This window comes from Eubacterium uniforme (assembly GCF_900167115.1).
GTDB classification, from domain to species: Bacteria; Bacillota; Clostridia; order Lachnospirales; family Lachnospiraceae; genus Eubacterium_S; species Eubacterium_S uniforme.
Genome location: NZ_FUXZ01000004.1, coordinates 127,700 through 144,907, shown reverse-complemented (window position 1 = coordinate 144,907; position 17,208 = coordinate 127,700). Strand labels below are relative to the sequence as shown.

The window sequence follows — 17,208 nt, the reverse complement described above, 5'->3', positions numbered from 1 at the left end:
AATAGCTATGTTTAAATGTAAAAGTAAAAGTATGTATTCACTAAAGGGAAGCAGTTTTCTAAAATTATTACTTGGGATATATGTAGTTTTGTTGCCTATAGGTACTGGACTTGCTGGAATAATTGGCAGCATCTCTTTTATGAATTATATTTCGGCTTTGATTATTGTGATTGGATTAATGGTAGTGTTTTCTTGCAGAAAGGTTGTTATTAATCGAGATGTTTTTCCGTCTATGATGTATTTTTTTTACACTGTTTTATCTGTAATATGGGCCGTAAATCCCCAATTTAATTGGTATATAGCAACAAATTTAATAAATGGAATATTATTTGTTGTTTTGAATTGTGTAAAATGGTCTGAAGAGGATTTTGACAGACTAAATATTTGTTTAATCATAAGCCAAATAATTGTTTTTTTTGTGGTAATAAGGAATCTTTCTACATTGTTTGTATATAGGCTTAGTATTACTGTTGTTAGTACAATTGGAATAAGTGATTTTGCCTGTGGTTTATGCTTGTTAATTGCCTTTTGGATGCAAGAGGTGAATGATACCAAAAGTAGATTTAGAAGGATTATTTCATATTTGTTTATTGCATTTGATTTTGGAATCATTATAATGGCTGGATCTAGAGGCGCGTCGGTTATGTTTGCATGTATGATAGTGGCTTGGATAGTAATGGGAAATTATAGTAGAAAGGTAAAGCTTATTTCGATTTCAGTCATAATTATTGGATTTTTTCTTTTTGAAAACTATTTTGTGAATTTATTGCCAGCTACAATTACAAGTAGAATGAATGTAGAAGCTGTTGTGAATTCTAGAGGTAGTGGAAGATTTAATTTATGGTCGTTGGCATGGGAAAAATTTAAAGCATCAAATTTTTTTAGAATGTTTTTTGGATATGGATTTGATACATTCGCAGAGGCTATTGCTTATGGTGGGCATGGAGGACATATAGATATGATGGCTCATAATGTGGTGTTTCAAACAATGATAGAAGGTGGGATTATAGGACTTGTTTTATTAATAGGAATGATGATCTCGCAGTTTAGAATGGCACAAAAGAATAATGATGGCTTAATGAAAATCGCTATAACAGGACTATTTGTCGCTTCATTGTCTATTGATATGCAAGTGACAAGAATTTGGGGATTTATATTGACGCTAAATTGCATTAGGTCAGTTATGAAAAAAAATAATTTATACAATAATTCATTAGAATAATTTATGGAGGGAAATTGTGGAAAAAATATTAACAGTATCAATTGCAGCATATAATGTAGAGCAATATCTTGAAAAAACATTAGAATCTTTTGTTTGTGATGAATATCATATGAACAAAATGGAAATTTTAATAATAAATGATGGATCAAATGATAGAACAATTGAAATTGCGAAGAAGTATGAAATGAACTATCCTAATACCTTTATTGCTGTAGATAAAGAAAATGGAGGATATGGTTCTACTATTAATACTAGTTTGAGAATGGCTAAAGGTAAGTATTTTAGAACTGTAGATGGAGATGATTGGGTTGAAACAGAGTCTTTAGGTACATATATCGATTTACTTGAGGAAAGCCAATCCGACATAGTTGTAACGAAGTTTACAAAAGTTAATGATGCTGATGGAAGTTATGAGAGAGTCGATGATTCTATAGTATATGATGGAGTGGAAAAAGGTATAGAAGAGGTTATTTCTCGTGGTTTTTTATCAATGCATCAATCTGCTTATAAAACTATTTTTTTAAAGAGTATTGATTTGAAAATAACAGAAAAGTGTTTTTATACAGATTTAGAATATATGTTGAAACCTGCTATATATTTAAAAACTTGTATATGCTATGACATAAATGTATATATGTATAGAATTGGACGTGAAGGACAAAGCGTCCAGCTTAAGAGTTGGCAAAAGAATATCGATCAAGCAACAAAGGTAACATTGAATTTATGCGAGTATTTTGAAAAAGTTAATGTTAAATCATGTAGTCATTCGATGTTTAACTATGTTCGAGATTGTATCATTGATAGCATACAATCAAAATATAGAATATTATTATCATTACCTGGTTATAGACGAGCAAGAAAGAAGACTATTGAGTTTGATAAGAAATTAAAAGATACTTCTAGATTACTGTATGATTTATCGAAAATGGGTGGTGAAAAAAAGCATTCCATAATTATTAGATTGTCAAGGGTTTTTAACTATTCATGTATGTTTATTGCGTATTTAATTGTTCGAACCAAGAGTAGATGAAACATAATTAGGTAATAATAAGATTATATTGGTAAAAAAATATATTGTTAGGATTGAATATAAATAAAAAGTGTGAGATATTTAATGACTTTGATAAAGTGTGTAATATGAAAATATTTGAAAAGTGTTAATAATACCAAAAAGGAGATGGCTGAAATAAAGGAAAATAAAGACCTTGAAAATATGCCAATATATAATTATGGTTACAAAGAAAAGAAATAGCATACAAAAGAATTATGCATATAATTTGGCATATGAAGCTTTTTTGTTGATTATGCCTTTTGTAGTAACTCCCTATGTTTCTCGGGCATTAGGAGAAGATGCATCAGGGCAATATAGCTTTATATATTCTATAGTTACGTATTTTACATATTTTGCAGCATTGGGTTTTGATCGATATGCACAACGGTTAATAGCACAACATCAGGGAAATAGAAAAGATCAAACAAAAATTTTTTGGGAAGTATTTATTGCTCGTTTGATTCCAGTTTTTGTTTCAGTTGTAATATATATTGGAATTATTTTTAGTGGTGTGCTGGATTCTAAATATAATGAATTATTGGTTATTTTTTCTGTAAATGTTATTTCTGTTGCTTTTGATATTACTTTTTTGTTTAGAGGAAATGAAGATTTTGGAAAGATTGTTTTTAGAAATATTATAGTAAGAATTGTTGGTATTATATGCATATTTGTTTTCGTGCATAGTGCACAGGATCTTTGGATTTATGCGCTTATCCAATCATTGACAGTTATAATAGGAAATTTGTCTCTTTGGTTTTATTTGGGGGTATATGTTGAGCGGAGATGTTCTGACCGGCTGATTATAAAGAATCATATTAAAAGATCATTTATATTATTTTTACCTACAATTGCTACAGCGGTATATACTTCGTTAGATAAGACACTGATTGGTGTGATTACCCAAATTGATTCGGAGAATGGAAACTATGAATACGCAGAGAGTTTCGTTAAGATGTCTATGGTTGTTATTACTTCGTTAGGAACAGCGGTGGCACCTAGAAATTCGCATAAGTATGCAACAGGCGATCTTGAAGGTATGAGAAAAAATGTTAATAATTCACTTAGGGTTGTATTTCTTTTTGGTATACCGATAATGCTTGGCTTGATTGCAATTTCTGATGGATTAATTCCTTGGTATCTTGGACCTGGATATTTAAAATCTTCGACTTTAATGAAATTGTTATCTCCTTTGGTATTGATTATTGGATTGAGTAATGTTTTTGGCTTACAAATTCTTTTACCGTGTGAAAGAGATAAAAAGTTTACTGTTTCTGTATCTTTGGGAGCTATTCTTAATTTTGGATTAAATTGCATTTTGATTTCATTTTTTGCAAGTTATGGAGCCGCGATTTCTACTATAATTGCCGAGGGAGTTGTTACTTTAACGATGATGTTTTTTGCAAAAGATATATATACTATTTCAGGAACTATAAAGAGTATCTGGAAATATATGATGGCTGGTGCGATTATGTTTTTCCCTTGTTACTTTGTTGATGTACTGCTTCCAGACAGAGTTTATTCTACGATAATTGTTGTTATATTGGGAGTTGTTGTTTATTTTGGAATTATATTAATTCTTAGGGATGATTTTATATTTAAGTTGATTTATAGTTTTAAAAGAAAATTACGGGAAAATAAATAATTGGAGTTAATTACTGATGAAAATAATGGAAATTGAAAAAATGAAACGCGTATAGCTTGCAATATTATCGGATGTTGCTGAATTATATGATACTAACGATATTCGGTATTTTTTAAGTGGTGGAACGATGTTAGGAACGGTAAGACATAAAGGATTTATATCATGATATGATGATATTTACATTCAAATGCCAAGACATGATTAGAATAGTTTTAGTGATATTTAAAATTTTTGATTCTCATCGGAATATTTTTTTGATTAATTGTGTTATTGTGCTTACATAAGTTATTTTGATTTCTTTAGATATTCATATTTGGGTTGTTGCATTGGTATATTTGTTGTTGTTAATAGAAGAATTTTATTGAAAATTGTTAGAATTACATTGGATTTTTTAGGAGAAAAAAATAATGGAACGGTTAACTGTTGAGGAGTATAAGCAAGTAGAATTAGAAATATTAATGAAAGTGGACAAAATATGTAGAGAAAATAATATAAATTATTTTCTTTTTGCTGGTACTTTAATTGGTGCAGTTAGACATAATGGGTTCATTCCTTGGGATGATGATATAGATATTTCAATGCTTAGGAAAGATTATGATAAGCTAGCTGCTATTATACAAAAAGGGAATTATGGATTGAATTTTATAAGAATTGAGGAAAATCCAGATACAATTTATCCTTATGGAAAGATTTGTGATCAAACTACGGAGATTAAGGAAAAGAATTTTAAAGAAGTAGCAGGATATGGTGTTTTTATAGATGTTTTTCCATTTGATTATTTACCTGAAAATGAGAGAGAGAGAGTTAGGCTAAAAAAGAAGTATTTTAGAATGTACCAGTTGCTAACACATAGTTCTAGAACCGGATATGTTAAAACGGATTCAATCATTACAAATATAAAGAGAAATTTTGCATTTAATTTTTCAAAACTATTTAGTACAAAAAAAATTATTACAAAAATGAATGCTGATTTTATTAAATTGAACGAAAGAAAAAGTAACTTTGTTGGCTTGGCATGGGCTTATGCTTGGTTGCTTGAAGATTATCAAAGTGTTTCAGAGGTGACCTTTGAAGGTCATATTTTTTGGGCACCAAAAAATCCTGATAGAGTTTTGAAAACTCATTTTGGTGATTATATGAAGCTTCCGCCTGAAAGTGAAAGAGTTTTGAAACATACATTAGTTTGTTATAAAAAGTAGAGGAGGTCTTACATGTTAAGTCCGATACAATTTAAACTATTGGAAATGCTTAAGTGGTTTCATGGGTATTGTTTAAAAGAGAATATTAATTATTATGCTGTTGGCGGTACGATGATTGGAGCAATGAGACATAAGGGATTTATTCCTTGGGATGATGATATCGATATAGCAATACCACGCAAAGATTATGATAGGTTGATTAGAAATTTTACAGGTATAATTGACGGATATTTATTAGAATCACCGTATTCTGGAAATTCTGACTATTTATATTCCTATGCAAAAATCTATGACACAAGAACGACTCTTGTAGAAAAGACTCGAGTGCCATGTAAGCGAGGGATATATATTGATGTATTTCCATTAGATGGAATTGGGAATTCTTATGAAGAAGCTGAAAGATTGTTTAGAAAATTTGATAAGAAAAATATGTTTTTAATGACTAGAACATGTGTAGTAAGAAACGATAGAAGTTGGTATAAGAACGCGTCGATAATTGCTTCGAGGGTAATTCCAAATTTTATCTTAGATGATAAAAAATTATCTATTGCGGTTGATCGGTTGGCTGAGAGTATGAATGATGATAATTCAAAATTTATTGCCAATCTTATGGGCGCATATAGAAGTAAAGAAATTACTTTAAGGGAATATTTTGGTAAGCCTACTTTGTATCAGTTTGAGGGAATGGCGATATATGGTCCTGAGAAGTGTGATGAGTATTTAACAAATATATATAAGAATTGGAAACAGTTACCACCGGAGGATAAAAGATATACAAAACATGATTTCGTTGTTTGTGATTTAGAGAAATCATATTTACAGAATTAAGTGAATTTGGAGAAAAAGTATATGAATATTTACGATAATAAAGAATATATGGATGATATTCGTTATGTAGCAGGATTAGAATTACCTTGGGAAAAATTAAAGAATAAAAGTCTTATGCTTTCGGGTGCAACAGGTTTAATTGGTAGCTTTTTAGTTGATGTTATTTTAGAAAAAAATGTTACTGAAAATTTAAATTGTACTATATATGCACTGGGAAGAAATGAGGAAAAGGCTCGGTCCAGATTTTATAAATATTTTGAAAATGAAAATTTCTTTTTTGTTGTCTATGACGTAAAACAGCCTTTGATTAGAGAAGATTTAAAGAATGTGGATTATATTCTTCATCTTGCTTCTAATACACATCCGATACTTTATGCAACTGATCCTATAGGAACGATAACTACTAATGTTTTTGGTGTGCAGAATTTGCTTGATTTTGCTGTTGTACATAATACTTCTCGTTTCGTATTTGCATCGTCTAATGAAATATATGGAGAAAATCGCGGTGATGTGGAATTTTTTGATGAAAGTTACTGTGGGTATATTGATTGTAATACCTTAAGAGCTGCGTATCCAGAGAGTAAACGTTGTGGAGAAGCATTATGTCAAGCATATAAAGCTCAAAGAGGATTGGATGTAATAATTGCACGTTTTACTCGCTCTTATGGTCCAACAATGGAATTTTCTAATACTAGAGCATTGAGTCAGTTTATAAAAAAAGTTGTTGAAGGAGAAGACGTTGTTTTGAAATCTTCTGGGATGCAGTATTTTAGTTATACGTATGTGGCAGATGCGGTAAGTGGGCTTTTATATGCTTTGCTAGTAGGGGAAAATGGTGAGGCATATAACATCGCTGATAAAGGTAGCGATATTATGTTAAAGGATTTAGCAGAAATTATAGCCCAAATTGGTGGTCGAAAGGTTGTGTTTGAACTTCCGGATTCTATTGAAGCTGCTGGATATAGTAAAGCAACAAAAGCTAGATTAGATGGTTTTAAACTTCAAAGTTTGGGTTGGAAATCACAATATGACATTAATATGGGTATGAAAAGAACAATAGATATTCTTAAATCGTTACGGCAATAGAAAGGAATTTTGTAGATGAAAAATTATGTGATTTTATTAGCTGGTGGAGTTGGAAAAAGAATGGGGAGCGATATTCCCAAGCAATTCATAGAAGTTCAAGGTAAACCTATTATTGTACATACTCTAGAAAAATTTCAGCAAAATTCTCAGATTGAGAAAATAGTAATAGTTTGTGTTAAAGCATGGAAAGAGTATGTTCTTAATCTTGTTAAGGATTATTCGATAACTAAAGCAATTTGGATAATTGAAGGTGGAAATACAGGTCATGACTCTATACGTAATGGTGTTTTTTTCTTGAAAGATAAAGTCGAATTGGATGATTACATTATAGTTCATGATGCAGTAAGGCCAGTTCTTCCGCAGAAAGCAATAAACGAGGTGTTGCGAGTGGCACATGAAAATGGAAATGCATCATCATCAATACAATGTCATCCGCCTATTGTATATACGGAAGATTTTAGGTCGGGGATTGCTGATGTTGATAGAGAACATGTAATGCTGACTGCATCTCCTCAGGCATATAAATATTCTTTGGTTCTTAAGTGTTATGAAAAGGCAGAGGAAGAAGGGAAGCATGATTTTACTTTTACAAGTTCATTGCTTATTTATTATGGTGAGAGAGTGTATTTCGCGAAGGGAACAACAAGTAATATTAAAATAACAACTAAGGAAGATTTGGCATTGTTTAGTGCTCTATTAAATGTTCCGGAAGATTATTTATTTAGTTGATTGATAGTCTTATATTCAGATATTATTTTGAAGAAAGGAAGGGTTTTGCAACTTGAATTGTTCAGAGTATTTAGTAGATTTTTTGATTGAACAGGGTGTTACAGATGTATTTGGTTATGCAGGGGGATATATAGTACCGTTTATGGATGCTTTGTATAAGCGTAAAGACGAAATTACAACACATGTATGTTATCATGAACAAGGTTGCGCGTTAGCGGCAGATGGATATGCAAGAACTACTGGTAAAATAGGAGTGTATTTTACTACATCTGGACCGGGAGCTGTTAATGGGCTGGGAGGTCTTGCAGATGCATGGTTTGATGGATTCCCTATAATGGGTATTTGTGGAAATGTTCCAACTAAGGAAATGAAAGGTTTTTCTGGAATCAGGCAAAATGGATTTCAGGAAATGGATCTTGTTTCCATGACAAGGAATATAACTAAATACTCTGTAACGGCAAATACTAGTACAGGATTTGTAGATATAATTAGTCGTGCTTATAATATGGCGTTATTGGGTAGAAAGGGAGGTGTTATTATTGATTTTCCGCTCGACATACAACAAGCCAATATTATTGGTAGGTAATGGAGTTAGAACAGCTGGTGCTGTTGAGTTAGTTCATAAATTTGCTAAGAAAACTAATATTCCTGTTCTTACTACAATGAATGGAGTTGATTTAGCACAGGATGATTTACATATTGGTTTTATAGGTACACATGGAAATAGAGTAGCTAATATGATACTTAATGAGTGTGATCTTATAATATCTGTGGGCGCGCGTTTGGGAATTCGTCAGGTAGGACAGTTTACAGAAAAATTTGCACCAAAAGCGGATTTGGTTCGTTGTGATATAGATGAATATGAACTTAGTCGTAATATTAAAAAAAATGAAAAAAAATATTATACAGACGCTAGTGATTTTATGAGAAGACTTTTGGAGGAAGAAGTTTCTGATTATTCGATTTGGAGAAAACAATGTCTTGAAGCGAAAGCGTATTTGTCTTTATATGATAGACAGCCTGGTAATATGGCTGTTGAAAAGATTTCATCTCTATTACCTGAAAATCCAAATGTTTCAGTTGATGTCGGAATGAATCAGTGTTGGTGTGCTCAATCACTTGTATTAAAAGGGTATAAGGGGAGAATTCACATTAGTGGTGGTTATGGCATAATGGGATGTGCGTTGCCATTTGCAGTTGGAGCTTGTATAGCAGAAGGAAAAAAACCAGTATTTTGTATTTCGGGTGATGGCGGTTTCCAAATGAATATTCAGGAACTTGAAACTGTAAAGCGTGAGAACCTTCCAATAAAAATATTTATTCTTAATAATAGAGTGTTAGGTAAGATTAGCGAAACTCAACATTTTAATCATGGAGATAGGTTTGCTGCAACTGCGCAAAATGGCGGATATACAGTTCCTGATTTTAAAAAAATTGCAGAGGCCTACGGTTTAAAAGCAAAAAGACTTGAATCATTTGATGAATTGGATAATTATATTGAGTGGTTTACTGATAATGAGCCTTGTTTGTTTGATATTTCTTTACCAGAGAATAGTTTTCTCACGCCAAAAATAAAGTTTGAAACAGGTGATATTAATCCTAGGTTGGATGAAGATGTTATTTCTAAAGTCAAGGAAATACTGAATGTATAAGGTGGGGTGGATTATATGTTGCGTAAAGTTTTTTATATATGTTATTATTTTGAAATTAATATTTGATATAGAAACCTGTGAGGCTTAGGCTGCACAGGTTTTGGTTTTTTGTAAGTGGAAGATATAGCAGAAATATTGTGTTGACATGGAAATTTTGGAGGAGTAAACTGAGTTTATAGGGGAATATAATGAGTGTTTTATTTTGGTAGGCTGATGGAATATGGGGGCCATTGGATGTTGCTAGGATAGTGTTATTGAAGTCGGCATGATGTCGGCTTTTTTGTTTTTTGGAGAGTAATTTATCAGTCGAAAGATTGGCAAAATAGATATTATAAATTATTAGAAGAACAAACTAAAGATAAGAAAACATTTGGAGAATTATTGCATTTGCTGCACAGAGTTGATAATTCGGTTGAAGTATCATTTGCTAGTAAGTTGATTGCTACAGTATCTCCAGAGGAACCTATATGGGATAAGTATGTATTAAAGAATTTAGGATTTGATAAAGAATTGAATAAAGCGAATGGGTTATGTTATGGAGAAAGAATTAAAGTTGCGGTGAAGATTTATGAGGGTGTAAAAGATTGGTATGGTGATTATTGGATGTTACTGGGGGAGTGTTGTTGAAGTCGGCAGGGGGCGGTTTTTTGAATTTAGGAGGTTGAGGTATGAGTGAGAAAAAGATAGAAGAGTTAGCAAAAGATTTTTTGATCTGTTGTTATTTTGGTCAGTCAGTGGATTTAGGAAAAGCAGCCGTTGATAGGGCATATGTTGATATGGCTGCTCATACGTTGAAATTTAATGGAGAATGTTTGGAAAAATGGAGATGTAGATATGAAACATCCAATATGATTTTGGATAGAATAGAAAAATATAATAAAGAGGAAGATTTTGAAGAATGGCATAAAAAATTAATTGCTGACATTATAATAAAATATAAAATAAAGATAGATGGAGTAGAAAGAGTGTGTGAAACATTATCTGAAGGACAAGCACAAAAATGGTTAAATATGACTATTAAGTATTTGGTTGTTTTAAAATGTTTGTTAAGTGATGATGAGAGGAAGAGGAAAGGATTTGATAAATATGAAAAATTCTTTAATTATACAGAGATAAATAATTATAGAATGCCAATAGATTCATATATAATTAAAAAATTAGTAAAGGATAATTTAATTGAGGCTAAATACAAAAATGAGCCTTGGAGTAAATTAAATACAAATCAGTATGAGAAATACAAAAAAATAAATGATATAGAAAATGAATTTTTATGGGAGTTAGAAAACTGGGAATCGGCAATGAATATGTTTAAACGTTATAATGCAGATTCTTATGAACATTATAAAAGAGAATATGTAAAGAGGGGATGAATGTGGGATTTATAAAATTATCATCATATGAGTTTAAAAAAGGAAAGTTTATTTCGCCGTGGAATAAATGGGCTAATGAACTTGATGAGAATAAATCATGGACATATGGAAGATTGCCTGAGTACATATGGATAGCACTTATATTTAAGTATTATGGTCGTAGAGTTGCTTTAGATAAATTGAGGGCTATTATTGATAGTATAAGTAATAGTACGCTATTGATGTATATAAGAATGTCTGATTTTATTACTGCAAATGAAGATGACAAGAAAAAGATATATCAAATATTATTGGATAATGTTGATAGTGAGTGTTTGGCACCGTTAACAGTTGTAATAACAGGAATGGTAGATTCTGTGTTTGCGAGTTACTTTTCGAATAAGCAATCGGTAGAATCGAGAGTCGAAAAAATTCAGGAATGTTTAAGAGATAATATGTGGAGTCAGTCTGATGCTGTAACAGATATAAGATATGTAGTTCTAAGTTTTTCCATTATTAAAGGTAGAGTGAAGCTTAGTGCAAATGATATAAATATGTTACAAAAATATTCATATTTAGAACATGATAAGGTAGAAATGAATTATATCAGATCATGTATTCGCTCTAGTGAAATTATGTTGTTGGCTTATGAGACAGTAGGTGATGATTATATAGATTTATTTTGGAAATCAATTAGTGAGTTAACAGAATGTGAGAATTATATTATGAGTTATAAAGAAGAAAAAAATAATACAAAAAAATATTATAGTTTAGTAAAAGATATATTTATATATTTACAGGAAATATATACATTAAGAGCACCCTTAGATAATAAAATGAAGGTGTTAATAGGAATCGCGACATATTCCTTTAAACGTTTAGAAGAGGCTGAAAAACATAGTTTATATAATTCGATTTCGGGACGTTCTATAATTCGAAATATGATTGAAAATTATATAATGATGTTGTACTTATCTAAGAAGGAAGAAGAAAAAGAAAACATATGGAAAGATTTTGAAGAATATGGAATAGGACAATATAAGTTGATATTAACTAAGCATAGGGATAATGAAAACAATAGAGATTCTCATGTTGATGAAAAGATTCTAGAATTATTAGTTAATGAATATAAAGCTGAAGAATTTCAAAATATGGATACTAATTATTTTAATCGTGATAATGTACGTAAAAAAGCAGAGATTGTAGATGAAAAGGAATTATATGGGTTATATTATGATTATGATTCTGCTTATGAACATGGCTTATGGGGGGCAATAAGAGAGTGCGCAATGAAAAAATGTAATAATCCATCACATTTGTATCATTGTGTTCCGATGGTTGATTGTGAAAGTAATTTGAAAAGCGTTTTTGGAGATTGTGTATTCGTAATGAATAAAACTATTAAGTTTTTAAATGATGTTTATGGAATTCCAGAAACAATGATGAAGGAGTTGGAGGATTATGAACGGTCAATTTTTGAAGAATAAAGTTGCTGAAATACAAAGGCAATATCTTGAATTATTAAAACAAGTATATGTCTTATTTGAGAATGAAAAAGATACTTCAATTGCATTGGATAATATAGAAATATTTTGGAAAAGAAGAAAAAAGATAATACATTTATATCTTTATTATTTTGTAAGAAATAATAATGCGGTTTTCTATTCGGCGAGTGCTTGTTTTGATTTAAAAAAAGGAGAACAATATCCTTTTTTGCTTATGGGAGATATTCATATTTTTGATGATCCTTTGGGTGAGTATTGTAAAATGTGCCGTTTGGGATATGCTCCAGGTGGAATGTTAAAGAGAGTAAAAAAATGTGTTGAAAAAAATATTGAAATACTAGAAAAGTATGAAGATGTAATTGTTATATTGCCTTTAAGAAGTATGAGAACATCTGAAGAGGAAAAAGATTTTCTGGAAATTGGTGAGAGGATTATTCTCGATTTTTTTAGTGATATTTATAGTATGGATAGATATTATGAGATTTGCAAGTCATCTGAAGATATAGTAAGATATTTTAAATCAGAATATGTAGATAAGGTGTGTTTATATGCTAATGATTCATATGATATAAGTTTTTCTGAAAGAATAAATAATGCAATAAGTATAATTAAGCAAATAAAAGGGGAAGGATATACGAATGGGGAGTACTTTTATTTTGCGTTATTGGGTCCGATAATGCAAGCATTAGATATTTTATTGGTATGTGCTGAATATGAAATTATTCCGATAGTGAGCTATTCTGTGTGTTTGCATTATGTTCAATTGCTATTATTAAATTTTACATCAATAAATACAAATATTTTTCGATGTAAATTAACAGTATTTAATATGGTTTATTATTCTTTTGATAAATCTGTAGTTACGAATATAACTCTTGAAGATTTTTGTGAAAATGCTAAAAGTTTTGAATTTGAAAATAAAGCATTAGAGTGTTATTCGGAAAAGAATTTGGCTGAAATGAATATAAGTATTATTAATTTGATAAAAGAGTTCGAAGATTGTCTAAAACAAACGAATTGATTATATTGAGTAATAAAAGGGCAATTTTAATATGAATTAACAATTGGGCTTTCTTTTTATTTTTGCTGAATGGAGAATATGCTTGAAAGAGCGCGGGCATTTGCTGAGGCTCCTATGGATGGTATTATGATTCATAGTTGTAAGAAGGATCTGGATGAGATTGCCAGTGTTTGCGATAAGTTTAAGGCTTAAGATAAGGATACGCCGATTGTTGTTCCTTTGAGTTTTAATGTTATTGCTGAGGAGGTATTTGCTGAGCATGGCGTGAATATTGTTATTTATGCTAATCAGCTTACTAGGTCGGCATTCCCGGCAATGCAGAAGACGGCGGAGGATATTCTTAGGTATCATAGGGCGAAGGAAGTTGATGATAGGTTGATGCCGATTAAGGATATTATTACGTTGATTGATGAGTTGTAAAATGTTGAATATATTGTGATGTGATGAGGCTGCATGGTTGAAGGACTGTGTGGCCTTTTGTGTTTGAGGAAAGTATTTTGAGTAGATATAGTAATAGAATTATTGAATTATAGAATATGTGGTAAGATTGGAGAATAAAGATGAATACTGTAGATGAACTAGTATATTATTGTAAGGAATATAATCCGGTTGGAACTTTGATGTTTACTGGAGAATGGGGATGCGGTAAAACATATTTAATCGAGCAGGAATTAAAGAAGAAACTAAAAGATTCACATATAATAGTACGTATTTCTTTGTTTGGAGTTAATAATATAGATGGGCTTAAAATGACTGTTAAGAAGCAATGGTTATCGCAATGTAATACTTTCTTAAACAAAATACAGGGCAAAGAAAAAAAGGCTAAAGGTATAGTAAGTGGTTTCGCCAGTGGATTATCTTTAGCTGTGCCGCAATTAAAGAGTGCTAAAGATACTATTCTATCTATAAATCTTTTGGATTATATTGATATAAAACCTTGTGTGGATGATAAGAGAGTTGTGCTTGTTTTTGATGATTTGGAACGATCAGGATTGAATACAATAGATTTGCTTGGATGTATTAATGAATATTGTGAAAACTATCACTTTAATGTAATTATTGTTGCAAATGAAAAACGTATCACAGTTGAAGAAAGCGATAAATCAATTAATTATGCTGAGATAAAAGAAAAAATCATAGAGCGAACAGTGTACCATAAGCCAAAATTTGAAGATATTATAGATTCAATTCTTGATGAAAATAAATTTGGGAATGAAGATTATAAGAAATTTCTTATAACTAATAAAGTATTGATTCTAGAAGTGTTTGAAATAGAAAGAATAACTATAAAAAAAGATGATGGTGAAGAAGAAGAGGTGGAATTTAATAATTATAATATTCGTAGTTTAAAATGCGCTTTGCAAGATTTTTATAGAGTTTACAAGAAACTTGTTTCATATAAAGTTTTAGATATGGAAAAATATTTTTATTCATTTATTATATATATGATGATGTATAAAGCAGGGGTTACTGAGGAGGGAGAATATGGTTTTTTGTTTTCTGATACGAAAATAAAAAAGATGTTTCCACGTTTTAGTACTTCGTTTTTGTTAAACAATATTAGAAAATGGATAGAATATGGAGAGTGGAATGAAGAATTATTGAATGAAGAATTGAAGATAATAGTTAAGCAAACACATTTTACTGAATCCAAAGATATTCTTAAGTGTCATAGGTTTATAGAGCTGGAGGAGGATATAATTAGAACGGGATTTTCAGGATTGCTTAAAGATTGTTATGCTGGGAATATGAATTTAAATGAGTATGTATTTTTTATTCAGAATTCTAGCTTGATTAGTCGGTATAATATAGAATTACCAGAAAGAATTAATTGGAATAAAGTTATTGATGGAATTAATATATGTTTTGAAAAATATATTAAGGAGAATGAGTCGGAAAATTATGTACTACTAAAGATAACTCGAGATTCTAGAAAGAATTATGAAGGAGATGCATTGAAAGCACATGATTTGATAGCAGATTTTAGAAAGAAAAATGTTGTTATTTGTGAAAATAATAAGAAATGTTATATTGAAGAAATTCAGAGTAAAAAAATGGATATATTTAAAAAATATCAAAATAGTATATTTAGAGCATTTGATGGTGATATGGCTGAAGCAACTTTGAGTGGGTTTGAAAGGGCAACTCAATCAGAAAAAGTGTATTTACCTGGGGATTTTGAAGGAATGTGGGAGAAAATAGTTTATAGAGAGGAAATTGATTTTGAAATAACAAAAAATGGGTTTTTAAGTTTATTGGATGGTTTAAAAAAATTGAAGAGTCAGTATGAAGAAAAAGGTAAAAATATTTCAGCTGTTCATACGGAAACTTTTATTAATGTTATAAATAATCTAATAAATAACGTGGAAAAAATTGAAAATGAAAAACGTGCTATAAAGTAAATTTATAAATGAAAGGCTATGTAGTGAATATGAAAGAAAAAGAAATAAAAGATTTAGCGATAAACTTTTTGATTTGTTGTTATTTTGGACAATCAGAAAATTTGGGTAGAGTGGCAGTTGATAGGGCTTATATAGATATGGCATCGCATACATTAAAATTTAATGATGAATTTAAAGATGAAAGGTGGAAGTGTAGATATAATGCTTCTGTTGTATTACTAGATGGCTTGAAAAATTGTAATAAAGATTTTAAGGAATGGCATAGTAGTATGGTTAATGCATTAAAGATGGAGTATAATGGAAAGTTGTTAACTGATAACAAAACTCTAACGGAAGGTCAAGCCCAAAAATGGATTAATATGTCAATCAAGTATTTATACGTATTTAGTGTTGTTTTAGGAAAGAATGACGAGAGATTAAAAGATTTTACTGAGTTATTATCTATATCAGTTGAAAATTATAATATGCCTATAGATTCTTATATATTAAAAGAAAAAGGATACAAAAATATTTCATGGAGCAAACTTAATGAGAATGAGTATAAAAAGATAATTAGTGAGATTGAAGGAGCAAATAAATTTATATGGGAATTAGAACATTGGGAGGAAGCATCTCAAAAGCATAAAGAATTTAATAAGGATAGTTATGAGAGATATATTCAGGATAATGATTTAGATGAGTATAAGAAAAAAATGGATTAAGAAAATTAGTTTTTACGAACAAGATATAATTTGTGGAGATTTTTATGTGAATTTAAAGAGGCTGATTATGTTGAATATAGAATTTAATAATCATAATATAATTTGCCGATGAGTTTATGATTGTTGTTCGTATTAAGAGTTTGATTTTAGAGCAGGAAATTGATGATGCCTAAGATGCCGGAAGGGTCATTTGCTAAGAAATTATATAGTTTATATTTGAGTTATTTACCGGCTGATAAGTTTAAGTATGTGCTTAAGATGAATGTTGATAATCGTGGTTCATTTGCTGAGCTTGTGCATACTGAGGACTACGGACAGGTTTCAATTAATAGTGGAATTTCTTACTCAAATGCAAGTGGCGTTGGATCGAATGAAGAAAAAGGCAACTTTCAAATAAATTTATCTTTTGATTATCTTTTGACTATCTTTTGATTATCTTTCAATTGAAGAGTTATAAAGCAAATATGAATGGATATGGGAGACTGCATGGTTTGGACTGTGCAGTCTTTTGTGGCATATAGGAGAGTGATATGGGATAGAGTAGGTGATGTGAGGGGGAGAGAAGAAAGTAGAATTGTGTAGAAGGTAATTTTGGAGGTGAAGGTGTATGAGTGTAGTTGAAAAGTTTAAGAATGAGTATTTTAATGAATACTTTAGAGAAAAAGATAATACACCATATCTTCGTTTATTCGACTCAAAGATATTTATTATCTCTTTTAATAGTTTATGATTGCGTTCTGCAATAACATCCCTTTTATTAATTTCGAGATAATAAGTCGATTTTGCTATAGACGTAGCTTTAAGGAGATATTTTAATTGGA

General features: G+C 30.4%; 20 protein-coding genes. All 20 read left to right on the top strand.

Going from position 1 to position 17,208, the window contains the following annotated elements:
- Positions 1 to 7 precede the first annotated feature (7 nt).
- The 20 genes from B5D16_RS03600 (at position 8) to B5D16_RS12700 (ending at position 17,117) form a co-directional block, all read left to right on the top strand.
- Positions 8 to 1,222: an O-antigen ligase family protein gene (locus tag B5D16_RS03600; protein ID WP_078765606.1), complete on the top strand. Its 1,215-nt coding sequence runs from the start codon at positions 8 to 10 to the stop codon at positions 1,220 to 1,222.
- Positions 1,223 to 1,238: 16 nt separating this feature from the next.
- Positions 1,239 to 2,252 (top strand): glycosyltransferase family 2 protein, encoded by a 1,014-nt coding sequence (locus B5D16_RS03595; protein WP_159444271.1) that lies wholly within the window; start codon positions 1,239 to 1,241, stop codon positions 2,250 to 2,252.
- 199 nt (positions 2,253 to 2,451) lie between these two features.
- Complete coding sequence (locus B5D16_RS03590) at positions 2,452 to 3,915, top strand: flippase (protein WP_078765604.1); 1,464 nt, start codon at positions 2,452 to 2,454, stop codon at positions 3,913 to 3,915.
- A 61-nt stretch (positions 3,916 to 3,976) separates the two neighbouring features.
- Positions 3,977 to 4,081: a LicD family protein gene (locus B5D16_RS12790; RefSeq protein WP_078765723.1), complete on the top strand. Its 105-nt coding sequence runs from the start codon at positions 3,977 to 3,979 to the stop codon at positions 4,079 to 4,081.
- A gap of 241 nt (positions 4,082 to 4,322) precedes the next feature.
- A complete protein-coding gene (locus B5D16_RS03580; protein ID WP_078765603.1) occupies positions 4,323 to 5,114 on the top strand; it encodes a LicD family protein in 792 nt (263 codons plus the stop codon).
- 12 nt (positions 5,115 to 5,126) lie between these two features.
- Positions 5,127 to 5,942, top strand: coding sequence for a LicD family protein (locus tag B5D16_RS03575; protein WP_078765602.1), 816 nt, complete (start codon positions 5,127 to 5,129; stop codon positions 5,940 to 5,942).
- A gap of 21 nt (positions 5,943 to 5,963) precedes the next feature.
- Complete coding sequence (locus B5D16_RS03570) at positions 5,964 to 7,028, top strand: NAD-dependent epimerase/dehydratase family protein (protein ID WP_078765601.1); 1,065 nt, start codon at positions 5,964 to 5,966, stop codon at positions 7,026 to 7,028.
- A 15-nt stretch (positions 7,029 to 7,043) separates the two neighbouring features.
- Positions 7,044 to 7,757, top strand: coding sequence for an IspD/TarI family cytidylyltransferase (locus tag B5D16_RS03565; RefSeq protein ID WP_078765600.1), 714 nt, complete (start codon positions 7,044 to 7,046; stop codon positions 7,755 to 7,757).
- 52 nt (positions 7,758 to 7,809) lie between these two features.
- Positions 7,810 to 8,343 carry a thiamine pyrophosphate-binding protein gene (locus B5D16_RS03560; RefSeq protein ID WP_078765599.1) on the top strand — a complete coding sequence of 178 codons (534 nt, stop codon included), beginning with the start codon at positions 7,810 to 7,812 and terminating at the stop codon, positions 8,341 to 8,343.
- Complete coding sequence (locus B5D16_RS03555; RefSeq protein ID WP_078765598.1) at positions 8,297 to 9,409, top strand: thiamine pyrophosphate-binding protein; 1,113 nt, start codon at positions 8,297 to 8,299, stop codon at positions 9,407 to 9,409. The genes B5D16_RS03560 and B5D16_RS03555 overlap by 47 nt, the downstream gene beginning before the upstream one ends.
- Positions 9,410 to 9,796: 387 nt before the next feature.
- Complete coding sequence (locus tag B5D16_RS03550) at positions 9,797 to 10,036, top strand: hypothetical protein (RefSeq protein WP_078765597.1); 240 nt, start codon at positions 9,797 to 9,799, stop codon at positions 10,034 to 10,036.
- A gap of 41 nt (positions 10,037 to 10,077) precedes the next feature.
- Positions 10,078 to 10,779 (top strand): hypothetical protein, encoded by a 702-nt coding sequence (locus B5D16_RS03545; RefSeq protein ID WP_078765596.1) that lies wholly within the window; start codon positions 10,078 to 10,080, stop codon positions 10,777 to 10,779.
- 2 nt (positions 10,780 to 10,781) lie between these two features.
- Positions 10,782 to 12,245, top strand: coding sequence for a DUF5677 domain-containing protein (locus tag B5D16_RS03540; RefSeq protein WP_078765595.1), 1,464 nt, complete (start codon positions 10,782 to 10,784; stop codon positions 12,243 to 12,245).
- Positions 12,220 to 13,284, top strand: a complete 1,065-nt coding sequence (locus B5D16_RS03535; RefSeq protein WP_078765594.1) for a hypothetical protein — start codon at positions 12,220 to 12,222, stop codon at positions 13,282 to 13,284. The genes B5D16_RS03540 and B5D16_RS03535 overlap by 26 nt, the downstream gene beginning before the upstream one ends.
- Before the next feature lie 69 nt (positions 13,285 to 13,353).
- Positions 13,354 to 13,476, top strand: a complete 123-nt coding sequence (locus B5D16_RS12635) for an isocitrate lyase/phosphoenolpyruvate mutase family protein (RefSeq protein ID WP_242942977.1) — start codon at positions 13,354 to 13,356, stop codon at positions 13,474 to 13,476.
- A gap of 27 nt (positions 13,477 to 13,503) precedes the next feature.
- Positions 13,504 to 13,704 carry a beta/alpha barrel domain-containing protein gene (locus B5D16_RS12550; RefSeq protein ID WP_200803924.1) on the top strand — a complete coding sequence of 67 codons (201 nt, stop codon included), beginning with the start codon at positions 13,504 to 13,506 and terminating at the stop codon, positions 13,702 to 13,704.
- Between the two features lie 140 nt (positions 13,705 to 13,844).
- Positions 13,845 to 15,686, top strand: coding sequence for a P-loop NTPase fold protein (locus tag B5D16_RS03525; RefSeq protein ID WP_078765593.1), 1,842 nt, complete (start codon positions 13,845 to 13,847; stop codon positions 15,684 to 15,686).
- Between the two features lie 29 nt (positions 15,687 to 15,715).
- On the top strand, positions 15,716 to 16,387 hold the full coding sequence (locus tag B5D16_RS03520) for a hypothetical protein (protein WP_143405030.1): 672 nt from the start codon (positions 15,716 to 15,718) through the stop codon (positions 16,385 to 16,387).
- 162 nt (positions 16,388 to 16,549) lie between these two features.
- A complete protein-coding gene (locus B5D16_RS12810; RefSeq protein WP_479723668.1) occupies positions 16,550 to 16,819 on the top strand; it encodes a hypothetical protein in 270 nt (89 codons plus the stop codon).
- A 175-nt stretch (positions 16,820 to 16,994) separates the two neighbouring features.
- Complete coding sequence (locus tag B5D16_RS12700) at positions 16,995 to 17,117, top strand: hypothetical protein (RefSeq protein ID WP_278286350.1); 123 nt, start codon at positions 16,995 to 16,997, stop codon at positions 17,115 to 17,117.
- Positions 17,118 to 17,208: the final 91 nt, after the last annotated feature.

What these genes read in the sequence shown, in the direction of transcription:
- B5D16_RS03600 (WP_078765606.1), top strand. Translation starts at nt 8, where the DNA reads ATGTTTAAATGTAAAAGTAAAAGTATGTATTCACTAAAGGGAAGCAGT.
- B5D16_RS03590 (WP_078765604.1), top strand. Translation starts at nt 2,452, where the DNA reads ATGGTTACAAAGAAAAGAAATAGCATACAAAAGAATTATGCATATAAT.
- B5D16_RS03580 (WP_078765603.1), top strand. Translation starts at nt 4,323, where the DNA reads ATGGAACGGTTAACTGTTGAGGAGTATAAGCAAGTAGAATTAGAAATA.
- B5D16_RS03575 (WP_078765602.1), top strand. Translation starts at nt 5,127, where the DNA reads ATGTTAAGTCCGATACAATTTAAACTATTGGAAATGCTTAAGTGGTTT.
- B5D16_RS03570 (WP_078765601.1), top strand. Translation starts at nt 5,964, where the DNA reads ATGAATATTTACGATAATAAAGAATATATGGATGATATTCGTTATGTA.
- B5D16_RS03565 (WP_078765600.1), top strand. Translation starts at nt 7,044, where the DNA reads ATGAAAAATTATGTGATTTTATTAGCTGGTGGAGTTGGAAAAAGAATG.
- B5D16_RS03545 (WP_078765596.1), top strand. Translation starts at nt 10,078, where the DNA reads ATGAGTGAGAAAAAGATAGAAGAGTTAGCAAAAGATTTTTTGATCTGT.
- B5D16_RS03535 (WP_078765594.1), top strand. Translation starts at nt 12,220, where the DNA reads ATGAACGGTCAATTTTTGAAGAATAAAGTTGCTGAAATACAAAGGCAA.
- B5D16_RS12635 (WP_242942977.1), top strand. Translation starts at nt 13,354, where the DNA reads ATGGAGAATATGCTTGAAAGAGCGCGGGCATTTGCTGAGGCTCCTATG.
- B5D16_RS03525 (WP_078765593.1), top strand. Translation starts at nt 13,845, where the DNA reads ATGAATACTGTAGATGAACTAGTATATTATTGTAAGGAATATAATCCG.
- B5D16_RS03520 (WP_143405030.1), top strand. Translation starts at nt 15,716, where the DNA reads ATGAAAGAAAAAGAAATAAAAGATTTAGCGATAAACTTTTTGATTTGT.
- B5D16_RS12810 (WP_479723668.1), top strand. Translation starts at nt 16,550, where the DNA reads ATGATGCCTAAGATGCCGGAAGGGTCATTTGCTAAGAAATTATATAGT.
- B5D16_RS12700 (WP_278286350.1), top strand. Translation starts at nt 16,995, where the DNA reads ATGAGTGTAGTTGAAAAGTTTAAGAATGAGTATTTTAATGAATACTTT.